Source organism: Romboutsia maritimum, from assembly GCF_002251085.2.
Classification (GTDB): domain Bacteria; phylum Bacillota; class Clostridia; order Peptostreptococcales; family Peptostreptococcaceae; genus Romboutsia_B; species Romboutsia_B maritimum.
In genome coordinates, this window is the sequence record NZ_NOJZ02000011.1 from 1 (window position 1) to 14,779 (window position 14,779).

19 protein-coding genes are annotated in these 14,779 nt (G+C 28.4%); 1 reads left to right on the forward strand and 18 read right to left on the reverse strand.

What is annotated here, in order from left to right:
* Nucleotides 1–211: 211 nt before the first annotated feature.
* From CHF27_RS07605 to CHF27_RS07630, 6 genes are all read right to left on the reverse strand, one after another.
* The gene (locus CHF27_RS07605) at nucleotides 212–406 is read right to left on the reverse strand and encodes a hypothetical protein (protein WP_330409776.1); all 195 of its coding nucleotides are present in this window, start codon (nucleotides 404–406) and stop codon (nucleotides 212–214) included.
* Nucleotides 407–577: 171 nt separating this feature from the next.
* Nucleotides 578–1,318: an FtsZ/tubulin family protein gene (locus CHF27_RS07610; RefSeq protein WP_095406416.1), complete on the reverse strand. Its 741-nt coding sequence runs from the start codon at nucleotides 1,316–1,318 to the stop codon at nucleotides 578–580.
* A gap of 35 nt (nucleotides 1,319–1,353) precedes the next feature.
* Nucleotides 1,354–1,854, reverse strand: coding sequence for a QueT transporter family protein (locus CHF27_RS07615; RefSeq protein WP_095406417.1), 501 nt, complete (start codon nucleotides 1,852–1,854; stop codon nucleotides 1,354–1,356).
* Nucleotides 1,855–2,181: 327 nt separating this feature from the next.
* Nucleotides 2,182–2,766 carry a CDP-alcohol phosphatidyltransferase family protein gene (locus CHF27_RS07620; RefSeq protein ID WP_095406418.1) on the reverse strand — a complete coding sequence of 195 codons (585 nt, stop codon included), beginning with the start codon at nucleotides 2,764–2,766 and terminating at the stop codon, nucleotides 2,182–2,184.
* A gap of 48 nt (nucleotides 2,767–2,814) precedes the next feature.
* Entirely contained in the window at nucleotides 2,815–3,498 is a 684-nt protein-coding gene (locus CHF27_RS07625; RefSeq protein WP_243444975.1) for a TVP38/TMEM64 family protein, read from the reverse strand.
* Between the two features lie 232 nt (nucleotides 3,499–3,730).
* Nucleotides 3,731–4,660: a DUF362 domain-containing protein gene (locus tag CHF27_RS07630; protein ID WP_095406419.1), complete on the reverse strand. Its 930-nt coding sequence runs from the start codon at nucleotides 4,658–4,660 to the stop codon at nucleotides 3,731–3,733.
* A 207-nt stretch (nucleotides 4,661–4,867) separates the two neighbouring features.
* Between CHF27_RS07630 and nhaA the strand changes: the two genes are divergently transcribed.
* Entirely contained in the window at nucleotides 4,868–6,049 is a 1,182-nt protein-coding gene (gene nhaA / locus CHF27_RS07635) for a Na+/H+ antiporter NhaA (RefSeq protein WP_095406420.1), read from the forward strand.
* Between the two features lie 92 nt (nucleotides 6,050–6,141).
* On the opposite strand, the gene CHF27_RS07640 is transcribed toward nhaA, so the two are convergent.
* From CHF27_RS07640 to eutC, 12 genes are all read right to left on the reverse strand, one after another.
* Nucleotides 6,142–6,615: a cupin domain-containing protein gene (locus CHF27_RS07640; protein WP_095406421.1), complete on the reverse strand. Its 474-nt coding sequence runs from the start codon at nucleotides 6,613–6,615 to the stop codon at nucleotides 6,142–6,144.
* Between the two features lies 1 nt (nucleotide 6,616).
* Nucleotides 6,617–7,711: an ethanolamine utilization protein EutH gene (gene eutH / locus CHF27_RS07645; protein ID WP_095406422.1), complete on the reverse strand. Its 1,095-nt coding sequence runs from the start codon at nucleotides 7,709–7,711 to the stop codon at nucleotides 6,617–6,619.
* A 13-nt stretch (nucleotides 7,712–7,724) separates the two neighbouring features.
* On the reverse strand, nucleotides 7,725–8,282 hold the full coding sequence (locus CHF27_RS07650) for a BMC domain-containing protein (RefSeq protein WP_095406423.1): 558 nt from the start codon (nucleotides 8,280–8,282) through the stop codon (nucleotides 7,725–7,727).
* Nucleotides 8,275–8,547 carry a EutN/CcmL family microcompartment protein gene (locus CHF27_RS07655; protein ID WP_095406424.1) on the reverse strand — a complete coding sequence of 91 codons (273 nt, stop codon included), beginning with the start codon at nucleotides 8,545–8,547 and terminating at the stop codon, nucleotides 8,275–8,277. Before CHF27_RS07655 ends, CHF27_RS07650 begins: the two co-directional genes overlap by 8 nt.
* A gap of 15 nt (nucleotides 8,548–8,562) precedes the next feature.
* On the reverse strand, nucleotides 8,563–9,252 hold the full coding sequence (locus CHF27_RS07660; RefSeq protein ID WP_095406425.1) for a TIGR02536 family ethanolamine utilization protein: 690 nt from the start codon (nucleotides 9,250–9,252) through the stop codon (nucleotides 8,563–8,565).
* Nucleotides 9,253–9,272: 20 nt separating this feature from the next.
* Nucleotides 9,273–9,899 carry an ethanolamine utilization phosphate acetyltransferase EutD gene (gene eutD / locus CHF27_RS07665; RefSeq protein WP_095406426.1) on the reverse strand — a complete coding sequence of 209 codons (627 nt, stop codon included), beginning with the start codon at nucleotides 9,897–9,899 and terminating at the stop codon, nucleotides 9,273–9,275.
* A gap of 12 nt (nucleotides 9,900–9,911) precedes the next feature.
* Nucleotides 9,912–10,682 (reverse strand): cobalamin adenosyltransferase, encoded by a 771-nt coding sequence (locus CHF27_RS07670; RefSeq protein ID WP_095406427.1) that lies wholly within the window; start codon nucleotides 10,680–10,682, stop codon nucleotides 9,912–9,914.
* A 69-nt stretch (nucleotides 10,683–10,751) separates the two neighbouring features.
* Nucleotides 10,752–11,036 carry a BMC domain-containing protein gene (locus tag CHF27_RS07675; RefSeq protein ID WP_095406428.1) on the reverse strand — a complete coding sequence of 95 codons (285 nt, stop codon included), beginning with the start codon at nucleotides 11,034–11,036 and terminating at the stop codon, nucleotides 10,752–10,754.
* Nucleotides 11,037–11,119: 83 nt separating this feature from the next.
* Nucleotides 11,120–12,589: an acetaldehyde dehydrogenase (acetylating) gene (locus tag CHF27_RS07680; protein WP_095406429.1), complete on the reverse strand. Its 1,470-nt coding sequence runs from the start codon at nucleotides 12,587–12,589 to the stop codon at nucleotides 11,120–11,122.
* On the reverse strand, nucleotides 12,586–13,218 hold the full coding sequence (locus tag CHF27_RS14575; protein ID WP_095406430.1) for a BMC domain-containing protein: 633 nt from the start codon (nucleotides 13,216–13,218) through the stop codon (nucleotides 12,586–12,588). The genes CHF27_RS07680 and CHF27_RS14575 overlap by 4 nt, the downstream gene beginning before the upstream one ends.
* Nucleotides 13,219–13,221: 3 nt before the next feature.
* A complete protein-coding gene (eutL, locus tag CHF27_RS07690) occupies nucleotides 13,222–13,875 on the reverse strand; it encodes an ethanolamine utilization microcompartment protein EutL (RefSeq protein WP_095406431.1) in 654 nt (217 codons plus the stop codon).
* An 18-nt stretch (nucleotides 13,876–13,893) separates the two neighbouring features.
* A complete protein-coding gene (gene eutC / locus CHF27_RS07695) occupies nucleotides 13,894–14,775 on the reverse strand; it encodes an ethanolamine ammonia-lyase subunit EutC (RefSeq protein ID WP_095406432.1) in 882 nt (293 codons plus the stop codon).
* Nucleotides 14,776–14,779: the final 4 nt, after the last annotated feature.

Genomic DNA, 14,779 nt, shown 5'->3' on the forward strand with positions numbered 1-14,779 from the left:
CGACCAAATCTCCATTGCAAAAGCACTTAGGATTTAACCATATGCCATCTCTACATTTGTTATGATTTCTCACCTTCATAAAGGTTTCTGATTCTATCCTCTATTGTGGTAGTAGAGCTTTAGGATTTACTGGTTTTAAAGTCGTGTCCTATGCAGATTTCTCTACATACGCAGCTTATAGTTTATATTTTTACAATCTTCTTGTAAGATTTTATAAACTATTATTTACTGTTTTTTCCCAAACATAGAGATTGTCTTTTCCTAGTGATAAAAGAACTTGTATATCTTCCTCTTTTACAATATGTCCTTTTTTAAAAGCTCTACCTTTAAATTCTCCAGGAAGTATTTGTGTAATATCATGACATAGTACATGACCTACAGCATCTGTAGTCTTTATTTTTTTCATTTTATCCCCCCTAATTCTTTTAATCAATATATACTAGATTCGCTAAAAACTTACTCTTACCTATAATATATAATATCATAAAAATAACTCTATATTTTTATATTAAATGTTAAAATGAGCTATCTCAAAATACAAAAATTTTGAAATAACTCATTTAAACTTTAAAAATATTTAATTATATATTAATCCAAATCTTATTTTTCCTTCTGATTTTTCTTTTATATATAATGAGAATATCATCTCATATGTATTTTCCGATAATTCTTCTATTTTAGTAATTATTTCATTTAAATTTACTAATATAGTCTCATGTTCACAATAATTATTATCCATATCAACAAATAATATTGCCTTTTTACCTAAAAGTTCATTTCCTATTTGATCTAAGTTATTTACAAGATTTTGAACTATTTCATCAATGCCTTTATTTTTATCAAACTCTTCATAAGAATATTTTATACCTTTATCAGCTGCTAAAACTTCTTTTAAATCTGTTAAATCTATATTTATCATACATGAATAAGATATTGATTCTATAATCATATTTATTAAATTTAATACTTTTTCAAAATTATCTTCAAATAATTTAAATTCTCTATTTAATCCTAATTCATCTTTATTTTCTGTAGATGAAGTATCTAAACCTATTGATAATACTCTTCTTTCACCAGCCATATATGATATTGCTTTAACTATTTCTTTTGCTCTTTTATCCTCGCTAGAATAAGTTAATATTAATATTTCAACTCCATCTAGTAGATTTCTTACATATTCCTTATCTACATCTTGGTTAATATTTATTTTTTCAAAATCCATATTGCCTTTAACTTTGTCTAATATAGAATCTATAGTTTTTATTCCTTCGCCTCCTATGCCTATTATTTTTGCATTTTTAGCATCTTTTGTGTTCATATTATCTCCTCACAATTTCTAATTTATTAAATATATTAAAATACATCTTTTACTAAATTGCCATATTTGTTATAAAAAATTTTAAATAATGGAACTCCAACAATACTTATTACAACAAACTCTCCAAAGCCTACTTGTATCATAGAAAGTATTAATGGCATACCCATAAATACATTTAGCATTCCTCCTATAATTATAGCATTTATAAGTGCTGGCCATAAAGATGCAATAATTAATGATAAAATACTATATTTCATAATCTTTGATGTCAGATAAACTAAGTATGTACTTATAAGTGTTGCTAATGTTCCAAGTATGATATCTGGTACACCATATGGACCTATAACATTTGCAAGAAAACATCCTAATGTAAGCCCTAATATATATTCTTTACCTAAAAAAGGTAATAATACCATAATTTCAGAAATTCTAAATTGAATTGCTCCATAACTTATAGGAGCTAGTGCTAGTGTTAAAGTAGCATACACCGCTGCAAGCACTGCTGTTTTTACTATTGATTTCGTAGTTTTAGTCATTTTTTCCTCCTAATTTTTCAAGTCTTTATTTTAAAGATTTTATATATTTATATTTTGTTAGTGCTGTCGATTTCATACAAATTAAATTGTATTATATCTGTAAATTTATAAAAACTAGGATTAAAATATATTTCAAAACACACAAAAAAACCGTAATAAACTACGGTTTCCACACAAAGTTATAGTATTATAATTAATATAATACCACTATAATGTATTCTTAATACAGGTTACCGTAGTTTTATTTAAAGACAGGAGGTTTACGAACTGTCTTATTAAATTCACTTAAATATTATATAACATAAAATATCTAAACTCAACATTTCTTTATTTTAATATTTTTTTTGCCTCCATCGCTCTTTGTACTGCCGTAATTAAAATCATCAAAGAAAATATATTAATAATAATATTTAAATATATAGGTAAAAGTATCATTAAAGAAAACATTATAAATCCTTCACTTCTTTCAGCTACTCCTGCTTGATAATAAAAAGATTTCATTCCACTTTTTTCTGTTAATGCACCTACTGTTAAAAATATAACCATTGATATTAATATACACGATAAAAGAATTATCAAATAAAATCTAACATCATTAAATTTTAACCCTATTGCTATTATCATACCAATCTCTACTATTCTATCAAATGTTATATCCATTAATGTACCAAAATTAGAACTAGTTTTTGTTTTTCTAGCTATAGACCCATCTACTGCATCTAAATATCCAGAAAACCATAAAATTACAACTGCTAAAATAGGTTTATCAAAATAGATAAACACTGAAGTTAATATCCCAAATACTAAAGCTAACAACGTAACATTATTAGCAGTTAGTTTTAATTTTATGAAAAAATTAGCCCCTGATTCAATTATCGGACTAACGTATTTTCTTCCATGTGTATCTAACATATTTATTTCCTTTCTATTTTTTGCTTATTTTAATCTAATTTACTTGTATTAATCTAGCTTATTTATAGATTTACTTAAAATTTTGTTTTTTAAAAAAATTGAAGTGATAAGAAGTAATATAAGCATAGCTATTGATACATAAAATCCTTTACTAGCCATATTTACAGATTTTGCTCCAATATTAGAAAAAACAACTATTCCTGGTATTGTTCCTATAAAAGTTGCTAACAAAAAATGTTTATACTTAACATTTGTAAGACCAGCTCCATAACTTATTATATCAAATGGAAACAATGGTATTAATCTCAGTAAAAATATTATATAAAAACCATCTTTTTCTATTAGTTTTTCTATTTTGTGTAGCTTATCTTTAGATATTTTTTTTATTATATCTCTGCCTAAGTATCTTGATATAAAAAATGCAATACTTCCTCCAATCAAGGCTCCTATAGATGTGAATAAAAAGCCTTTAAATAAACCAAATATCAAGCCTCCAGCTATAGCTAAAATCGAGTCTGGAAAAAATGTTAATGGAACTAAAGCAAACATTATTATATATATAATTGGAGATAAAATTCCAAAGGAATTAACATATTCTTTTATTTTATATATATCCATTTTAGAAGTCATAACCTTGCTCATTATGTAGATTATTAATATCAATGTAATTAATAAAATACCTTTTTTAATATTTTTTTTCATATAATTTTCTAATCTCCTATTTTTCTTCATATCTCCCCTCACATTCTTTCGACAATATACTTAAATTATACATTTTTTATTGTCTTAGTCAATAATACCTACTCACCCAAAAGATGTATTAAATTTTATAAGTAACTCCGCGAAGGTATATAAATGTAAATTAGCTGACATTTGAAGGTGTTATTTTACCTTCATGCCAGCTAATTTATATTATATACCGAAGCTTCAAGTTACTATTAAAATGCTATCTTAAGACATCCACTTACTCTCCATGAATATCTTTAATTTTTTCTTTATCAAGCATTATATCTTTCTTCCCATATGCTGCTTTACTAAATATTTCTTCAGCTTCTTGTATACTCAATCCTTTTATTATCATATTTTCAGGTTTAGCTTCACCTAATCCATCTTTATAAAGTCCATACAGGTAACATACTGCTTGTGGTAAAAATCCTAACAATCTAGCACCTATACTATCAGCTGCAACAGGATCTGTAGATGCGATTATAAGACCTGGTGTATCTACTGCCTTTCCATTTGATGGTCCTGTCCCTATCATAGCCTTATCACAACTTACTATTGATAAATCTATAGGAACCTTATTAGCAAAACTTCTTATAAACCCATGTAAGTCATCATGTATGCCTGTTTGTTTTTTTGGATATCCATGAACCTCGGCTGGAGGCCATCCCATAGCTACATTTTTTATACTAGCAGTTACAGTAGCTTCTTCATGTTGCTTTAGTTGTGTAAAAGATATTATAACATCGACTTCATTTATTATTTTATTAATAGGCGTTGATTTTATTATATGATGATTTAAATTTAAATCTATATATGGACCATAATTTAAATCTATAAATTCAACCTCCTCATCTTTTATAACTTTTGAATACCCTACTTTCTCCATAACATCTACAGTTTTAGCACCACCTGAACCAGTTGCTATAACTATTTTTTTTGGTTGTTTTTTCTTTATATATTGTATTAATTTTTTCAATGTTTTAGGTCCTACGCAAACACCTGCTTTAGGCCCTTTTTCATTCACCCAATTTGGAGTAATTACTACTGTATCTCCTTTTTTTATTATTTTATCCATAGGTAGCATATCTAGAGCTTTTTCAAGTGAATTACTTTCTGTTAATGATTTTGTTATAGCTACTACAGGGTCCTTTACTTTACGTTCTCTCATTACAAATCACACCTCTTTTTTAAATGGATACAAATATCTACATACTTAGATTATTTGCATTTGAGGTTTCAATATTCTAGTTAATACAAATTGTGATTTTTTATTAATAAATGTATATTTCCTATAAAGTTTTTATTTTTCTTCATATTTAGAAAACAGAAAACATACATTTCTTTAAATAACTATTTATTGTTAGTGGGTGATTACGTGAGACTTCTTAGAACTTATAGAAGACCTGTTAAGTTGGAACTAATTACAAGTATACTGCTTATAATTTCCACAATATCAGCACTATTAATATATAACAGCCCACTAAGAAGTGTTTATAAACATATTTTCAATGATTTTTATATAACCACAAATTTTTCACTACATATGTTTATAAATGATTTTTTGATGGCTGTATTTTTTTTAGTTGCTGGACTTGAAATAAAATATGAACTATTACATGGAAATTTGTCCTCTTTTAAAAAAGCTTCTTTTCCTGTTATAGCTTCAATTGGTGGAGTTATAGTTCCTGCTATAATATTTTTTATTTTCAACAAAAACACTCCTTTTTTATATGGTATTTGCATACCTATTTCTACCGATATAGCTTTTGCAGTTGGAGTCTATTTTATTTTTAGAAAAAAATTAAATCCTAACCTCAAAGTTTTTTTATTATCATTAGCAGTAGTCGATGATTTAATATCTATCGCAGCAATAGGACTTATATATTCAATTGACATAAACTTTACATATTTATCAATTGCCTTTTTTATCTTAATAATACTATTTTTAGCTAACAATGTATTTAAAATTGAAAGTGTTACATATTATTTAATTTCCGGATTGTGTCTATGGTATTTTGTCCATTTAAGTGGAGTTCACTCTACTATAAGTGGTATACTTTTGTCAATAATTATACCTTCTACATCTAGTTCTTGTAATTTAAATTGTCTAGAAAAACTTCAAAGACTTCTAGTACCTATAAATAGCATTTTAATAATTCCAATTTTTGCATTTGCTAATACTGGTATATCTCTTAGCTATAACTTAGACTTTACTAGTGCCTTAAGTCTGTCTTTAGGTATAATTTTAGGTCTGTGTATTGGAAAACCTGTAGGAATAATGCTTTTTAGTTTTATTTCTTGTTTTTTAGGTATTACAGAAAAGCCTTATTATATAAGTTGGATGTCAGTATTTCTTGTTTCATTAATTGCTGGAATAGGATTTACTATGTCTATATTTATATCTGAAATAGCATTTATACATGATGCAGCTTTGATTAATATAGCAAAAATGTCAATTCTTATTTCATCTATAATTTCTATATTATCTACTACAATTGTTATTACATTATGTGATATTTTTAAAAAAACAACTTCTAATAAAAGCCATGTATCTTAATAAAATATTTTTCAAGTAACCTAGTAAAGGGCTGAGAATATAAGTTTCAAAGTAACTCATATTCTCAGCCCTAGCTAAGATTCTATCAAATTTTAATTTTGAGATGCCCAATCTGCTGGATATGTTACATATATAAATCTAGCATAATCTTCTACAGAGAATTTTATTGAACTTCCATTTGGTATAAATATTAATTCCCCTGCATCAGCAGATATTTTTCTTCCATCTATAATTACATCTAAATGACCTTCTATTATATAATCAATCTCATCATAGTTTAAAGTCCAATCAAATGTAGTTTCCTTCATTTCCATCATTCCACAACCAAGTCTTGGACTTTCTTCTAATGTAAATAAATCTTTAGTATAAACTACATCACTAGGATTACCTGTATCCATTCTATTAGATTCATCTACTTTTACAGTTGGTAATTTTACAGATGTTATTCCACTTATGTCTTTATTTCTTACAAAATCAACACTATCACTTTTTCCATTTATTTGATCCTCTATTATTTGTCTAACTAATTTTTCTAATAAAGATTTGTCTAAGTTTTTTATATCCATTTTATGCATTCTCCTTTTTAAGAACTTTATTTGCAATAAATATAGCTAGTATTACTGCTGTTATACCACTTATTAACTTAGCTACTATCATAGGAGCTATCATTTCTTTATTAAATCCTGCTGTAAATCCTAAATGATCTCCAAATACAAATGCTGCTGATACTGCAAATGCAACGTTTATTATTTTACCCTTATCATCCATGTCTTTCATCATTTGGAACATTGGTATACTATTAGCTAAACTTGCAACTAAACCTGCAGCTGCAACATCATTCATACCTAATACTTTACCTAGTGCTAATAAAGGTTTGTTAAATACTTTAGTTATTACTACAACTAATGGGAATGCTCCAGCTAAAACTAATGCTATTCCACCAACAACTTCTATACCTTCTGAAATAGGTTTCATACCTGGTATTACTACTATTCCTGTTAAACTTTCAACTATTCCAGCAGCTAATCCTAAAGTTATTACTATAACTACACCTTTTCCAAAATATGTAAACCCTTTTATAATTGCATTTTGGAACTTTAATATTCCAATTGCTATTAATATGGCGAATATTATTATTGGAACTAAGTTTTTAATAACCATCATAACTGGGAATCCTGCAACTAAACCACCTACAAATGCTCCTACTGGTATTGTTATTATTCCTGCAAGTACACCTGTTGCTAAAAATGATTGGTCTTTTTTATCTATTATTCCAAGTGCTACTGGTATTGTAAATACAATAGTAGGTCCCATCATTGAACCAATTATTAATCCTCCAAACATTGCTGCTTGAGGGTCTTTTGCAAGTTCTACTGCAAGAGGCGCTCCACCCATATCACAAGCTAACAAAGAACCTGCAAACATCGCTGGGTCTGCACCTAAAATATCAAATACAGGAACTATTACAGGTCTTAATATATTAGCTAATACAGGAGCTAAACATATAACCCCAACCATAGCAACTGCTAAAGATCCCATAGCCATTATACCTTCTTCAAATTGTGCACCTAATCCAAATTTATTGTCTAAGCACTTATCTAATGCACCTAAAACCATAAATATAACCATTATGTACATAATAATTTCACTTATCTTATCCATTAAATATCCCCCCTTATTTATTATTTATCAAATTGTCTATTATTTGAATATCAGGAAATGGAATTATAGATATATTTATTATTTCTTTTTGACTTAGTACTTTTTTAGATTCATGTACGCCATATTCTACACTACTTAAATCACCAGAAATCATATAAACTAATTTTCCACCTACTAAAAAAGCTAATTGTAACTTAATTAATTTAACATTACTACTCTTTAAAGCTTTATCTAATGATTTTATTCCTGAACATACCTTTGAAGTTTCTACAATTCCAATTGATAATACACTATTATTTTTTTCATATTTATTTTTCAAACCATTAATTATAGCATCTGACACCGAGTTTATTATAAAGCTATCTAACATATAACCTTCAGATATTTCAACACCATATTCTATAGATTCCTTTACTTCTCCCTCATCGCCAGCTACTATAACTAATAATTTCCCAGGGCATATACTCTTTAAATAAATAATCTCTACAAAAGCTTTTTTAACTATTTTATCACTAATTTCTATACCCTTACTTATACTTCTAAATTCTATAGCTCCGATGCTTTTATTCATCTTCAACCTCAAATGAATCTACTATTCCAACTATTGTAGAATCAACTGGTATTTGAGTATTTTCAACAGAAGCTCTAGCTGCTGAACCATTTGTTACTAGTACTGTATCCCCAATTCCAGCCCCTGCATTATCACTAGCTACAAATAATCCTTCTTGATAATTTTCTTTATCTAAAAAAAGCTTAATTACTAAAAACTTTTGACCGTTTAACTTTTCGTCTTTTCTAGTTGCCCATACATTTCCTACCACTTTACCAATTCTCATATAATTTAACCTCCACTAAATTCTTTTTAGCTGTAAATGATATATTCTTATAAAATCATTAGCTAGTGGTGTTACTATGCATTTCTTGTTTATATGCACAATTTTAATACCATTTAAATGAGGCTTTTTTAAATCAGATTCAGATATAAGCTTTTTAGTTGTTAAATCTATAAACTTATAATCATCACCTGTATTTTTTAAATCTTTTATAACTACTTCTTCATTTCCTATTGGTTGATTGTTATACAATGGTTTATTTTTTAATTGAATATCCTCTATATTTTTAATAATTTGAATTCCATAAGTCTTTATATTTTCCTCATGATCTATGAATTTGTTATATAAAGCTTTTGGTGCTGTTTTTTTATATTTTCTATATTCCAGTCCTTCTTCAAGAGCATATACCTTTTTACCTTGCATAAGCATACTTAAAATAAATCTTTCTTCATTTGAAACACTTATTCCTAAAGACATGTTGCTAAGACCTCTTAAACAAAGTTTTGATATTATTAAAATATCACATTCTTCAATTTTTTCATTATAACAACTTACATTATATTCAGATTTTAGTTGTTTAAAATTATTTAAATCCTTTTCCCAAAGAACTACAACTTTTTCTTTGTTGTTATTTTCTTTTTCTTCTTTTATACTTAATTTTTTACAAACTTCATTTACAATTAAGTCTACAAGTTTATCATAATCCATGTTTTCACCTCCCTAGAGGTCTATTTTTTTAAAATTCTTCCTAGTGTTCCCTTTGAAAAACCACAAGCGTTTGCTTCATCATAGTCTATATGCATAGAAGTATTAAAATTATCGCTAACTCTAACTACTACATCATCAAATACTAACGGTCTTTCTCCAAAAACTTTAACACTTACAACTTGATTATCACTTACTTTAAATTTATTAGCATCTTCATTAGTTATATGTACATGTCGTCTTGCACATATAGCTCCATTTTCTAAGTTAACAACATTGTCATTTGCTAATATTTTTAATCCTGGAGTATTTTTTAAATCTCCACTTTGTCTTATAGGTACTTTAACACCTAAAACATTAGAGTCTGTTAATGATATTTCTACTTGTGTTTCTTTTCTTTCAGGGCCTAAAACTACTACATTTTTTAAAGTTCCTTTAGGTCCGACTATCATAACTCTTTCTTTACAAGCATATTGACCTGGTTGTGATAAATCTTTTGCTTTATTAAGTTTATATCCGTATCCAAATAAAGCTTCTACATGTTCCTTACTTAAATGTACATGTCTACCTGACGCTTCTACTTGTATGAAAGCTTCTTTTTTTACTCTATCTAAAACTTCTTCTATAATCTCATTTATTAAATCTTGCATATTATATCTCACCTACTTATACTTATCTGTCCTAACTTTAAAAATCATAATCCAAAATACTGAAGATAGTCTATTTAATGCTCTTATTAAATCTTTTCTTTCAACATTTCCATATTCTAACTTAAAAGCTTCATATGCAGCAAGTTCTACTTCTCTAGTAAGAGTTCTTATGGAATTTATAGCTACTACAATTTCTCCCATTTTATAATCAGGGAATTCATGTCCTATTCCAAAATATTTTTCAGGATGATGAGATCTTTCTCTTAATTCATCAGGAGTTAATCCTATTAATTTAAAATCATCCAATTTTTCATTTAAAACTTCGCATCTCATTATTGTTCTTACAAAGCTTAAAATTTCTTGTAGTTCTTCTACTAATTTAGGTAAATTATTTTTTTGACATATTATTTGAGTTTCTAATATTTTAGCTTCTAGTGAATCTACCTTACCTCTAAGTAATATTCTTTTATGATCTTTAAATACTAGGGTATTTCCATATAGATGTGTCATATGTTCTGGTTTTTCATCTAGCTTTCCACCAAATATAGTAGTATATTTATAGTTTTTTTCTTTTACTACTTCTTTTATGACTTCCTTAATTATTGATGTATCATCTTCACATTCATTATCATCAATATATTTTAAAACTATATTTCTATCAGATAAGTAAGACTTAGCAGAAGGAGTTATTATTGCTCCTTTTTTAACACAAAATTCTTTTTTATTTTGAAATTCTTTTTGGCTTAATTTTCTTCTTACTTCGCTCTCAGTTAAAACTCCCATAATCCACATCTCCTATCAGATGTATAAAATGTGCCGCCTTTTGTGGCAGCACATTTTATTATTTTTAAATTATTCAACAACTTTTGGTAATATAGCATCTACTTCAAAATGTGGTCTTGGTATAACGTGTACAGATATTAATTCTCCTACTCTTTCTGCTGCTGCAGCTCCAGCATCAGTTGCAGCTTTAACTGCTCCAACGTCACCTCTTACCATTACAGTAACTAGTCCTCCACCTACATGTTCTTTTCCTACTAATTGTACGTTTGCTGCTTTTACCATTGCATCTGCTGCTTCTATTGCTCCTACTAATCCTTTAGTTTCTATCATTCCTAATGCATTTGCGCTTGCCATAATAATTACCTCCAAATTTTTATTTATAAATTTATTTTAAATTTAATTTCTAACTAACCTAATATAATTTGTATAAATTTAAATTAGCATATTTCTTCTAATAACTTTTTAACTAACATGTTTATTAATTCTTCTTTAGCATATAAATCCATACTTAACTTTTGCTCTTTAGAATTTCCTTGTCTTAATTGTTCTACTTCTTTGATTCCATAAGCTACTCTCTTTATATTTATAAGATCTAGTGGTCCTATGTTATTTGAAGTTGAACTACCTCCAATTGCACCGCATCCTAAAGTAAGTGCAGGCATTAAATTAGTTGATCCACCTATTCCACCTAAAGCTGATGGTGTGTTTACAAGTATTCTTGATACAGGCATTTTTAAAGCTGCTATTTTAACTAATTCATCATCATTTGCATGCATTGAGAAAGTATGTCCGCTACCTTCATTTAGTAAAATTTTTCTACATTTATCTAAAGCTTTCCTAACATCTTCTTCAACAAATAGTGCAAGTATTGGAGTAAGTTTTTCTCTTGAGTATGGCTTATTTTTACCTACTTCACTTTCTCTAGCTACTAAAACTTTAGCTTCTTTTGGAACATTTTCTAAGTTAGCTAACTTACAAATATTCTCAACACTTTTTCCAACTATTTGTGGATTCATAGTACCATTTGCTCTCATTATGAACTTTTCAAGTTTCTTGCTTTCTTCTTCATTTAATAAATAAGCTCCTTGATTTTTAAGTTCATTTAAAACTTCATCTTCCATAGATTTTTCAATAACTATAGATTGTTCTGAAGCACATATAGTACCATTATCAAAAGTTTTAGAATCTATTATTCTTTTTATTGCTAATTTAACATCACAACTCTTATCTACAAATGCTGGTCCATTTCCTGGCCCTACTCCTATAGCTGGTGTTCCTGATGAATAAGCAGCTTTTACCATTGCTTCCCCACCTGTAGCTAAAATTAATGATGTATCTTTATGCTTCATCAATTCATTTGTAGCTTGTAGTGTTGGAGTTGTTATGCATAGTATAGCTCCTTTTGGACAACCTGCTTTTATAGCTGCTTCAGTTATTATTTTTACTGTTTCCAATATACATTCTTTTGCATTTGGATGTGGTGAAAATACTATTGAATTTCCAGCTTTTATTGAAATCATTGCTTTATAAATAACAGTTGATGTTGGGTTTGTTGAAGGTATAAGTCCTGCTACAACTCCAACTGGAGTAGCTATATTAATAACTTTATTCTCTTTATCTTCTGAGATTATTCCAACTGTTTTAATATCTTTTATCGCATCATATACCATTTGTGATGCAAATATATTTTTTATTATCTTGTCTTCATACTTACCAAATCCAGTTTCTTCATGTGCCATTTTAGCAAGCTTTTGTGCATTATCACTTCCCGCTTTAGCAATAGCTTCTATTATTTTATCTATTTGATTTTGGCTCATATTTGATAATTCTTCTTGAGCAGTTTTTGCTTCTTTTATAAGACCTCTAACTTCTTGAATAGATACTAAATCTCTATCTATAAGCGTCATCTATCTTCACCCCCTGTAGTTATGTTAATTAATTTGTCTATAATTTCGTTTTTCTTTAAAGCATTTATATCTTTCCATAAAATATCTTTATCTAATTTTCTTAAAAGATTTCTAAGCTGTTTAGTGTTCATTTCTAATAGCTTTGCTTTTGTTAACTCTTTTTCAATATTGATATCATCAGTTATTTGCTCTGTTTCTTCTTCACAAATATCATTTTCTAAATTTTCATCAACTTCTTCTAATTCATTAACTTCACTAATTTCATTAACTACTTCTACTTCATCAACTAATTTAACTTCATCAGTTTCATTAATTTCTTTAACTTCATTAATTTCTTTAGCTTCAATTTCTTCTACTTTATTTAATTTAATAATTTTTCCTATTAAATCATCATCTACCCTAGGTATTACATGATTTGATAAAACTGTACCTATTCTAGATGCTGATTCATTTGCAGCTTCTACAGCAGCTTTTATAGCTCCTACATCTCCAATTAATTGAACTGTAACTATACCACCTTTTACCTTTTCAATATCTAGAAGCTCTACATTTGCAGCTTTTAATGCAGAATCAGCAGCTTCTATAGCAGCTATATATCCGTATACTTCAACTAATCCTAATGCTCGCATCTACTAAAATCCTGTTGGATTTTCTGCCACAGATTTTACAGCTTCTGCAAAAGCATCACATGCTGCTTTACAAGCTGATTGTGAACCTGTAAGTAAAGCCCCTCCAAAGTTTGTTTCTGTAGGAGGTTCAAATAATTCACAAAGTGTAACGTCAGCTGCCTTTAACGCTGCATCTAATCCATACATTGCTTCAAGTGGAGGTGCTACTAAATAAGCTAATGCTTCTCCTTCTTTTATTCCTGCTACTTTTGAAAGATAAGAACCTGTTCTTGATACACAATGAGCATAATATGCTATTGAATCATCTTCGTTAGCACTTATAAAAGTTGATCCATATTCCATAAAATCAAGTACTGCATTTAATCCACTTCTAACTTCTGCTGGGCTAGGTCCTGCTATAATACCTAAAACTTCTCCAGCAAGTTTTGTTGAAGCATTAGCTGCTCCTGCATACATAGATTTTGCATAAACAACATCTACTTCTGCTGCTTTTGTCGCTTCATCAAGTGCTGTATATGTAACATCATCACAATCAGCTGTTACTAATCCTAAGCTTTTGTGATTTGATTCTAATCCTAGTTTTTTACCCATTTCTGGACTAACATTTGATATTATCTTTACTGATAATACATTTGGGCGTATTACATCATTTTTCATAAGTATCCCTCCTAACTATTATTTAAGATCTATTCCTGACGCTTTTTTGTCTAACATAGTCTTTATTAATTCTGCTATATGAGCTCCAGCTTCAACTGCCGTTGTACCACCTTTATGTATGTTAGATACTACTGTTCTTTTTGCTTCTGCCATTCCTATTGTTGGTTTATATGCTATATAAGCAGACATAGATTCAGCAGTTACAAGACCTGGTCTCTCCCCTACTAAAAGGCATATAACTTCTGCACCTGTAGCATCTCCTATTGCATCCATTGCACCAACTCTACAATTCTTAACAAATAAAATATCTCCAAGTTCTATTTGATACATTTTTAAACCTTGTTTTATAGATGGTATAGAATCTTTTAAGTTTGCTTCTATAGCAGATGAACTTAATCCATCTCCAACTACTAATAAAACTTTTTGATTTGTTTTACATATCTGTTTGATTTCTTCTAAAGTTTCTTGTGAGAATCTTCTTCCTAAATCTGGTCTTGTTAGATATTCATCTTTATCTTTGCATAAAGTTTGAACTGATTTTAAATTATTTTCTTTTACAAATTCATCTGATACATCTGAGAAAACTGCATCTTGCGCTGCTGCGTGGTCAGCTCTTACTCTTAGAGCTGTTATTGTTTTATATCTTGCACCCGCTCTTCCTGTTCCTAATCTTGCAGGAGTTTTGCTCTTCATATCTAAATATCCTTCACTATCATGAGGATTATCTACTAATAATTGTTTCTTTAAATCTATCTCTGTTATATCTGGTATACAACCTTCATTATCAATTACTGTTTCTGTAGCTTTTTTTACAGCACTTTCTATGTCATCTGTATTTGTTTGTCCAACCATTTGGCTAACTAATTGTTCTACTAGTTGTTTTAAATCTTTTTCATTCATATCT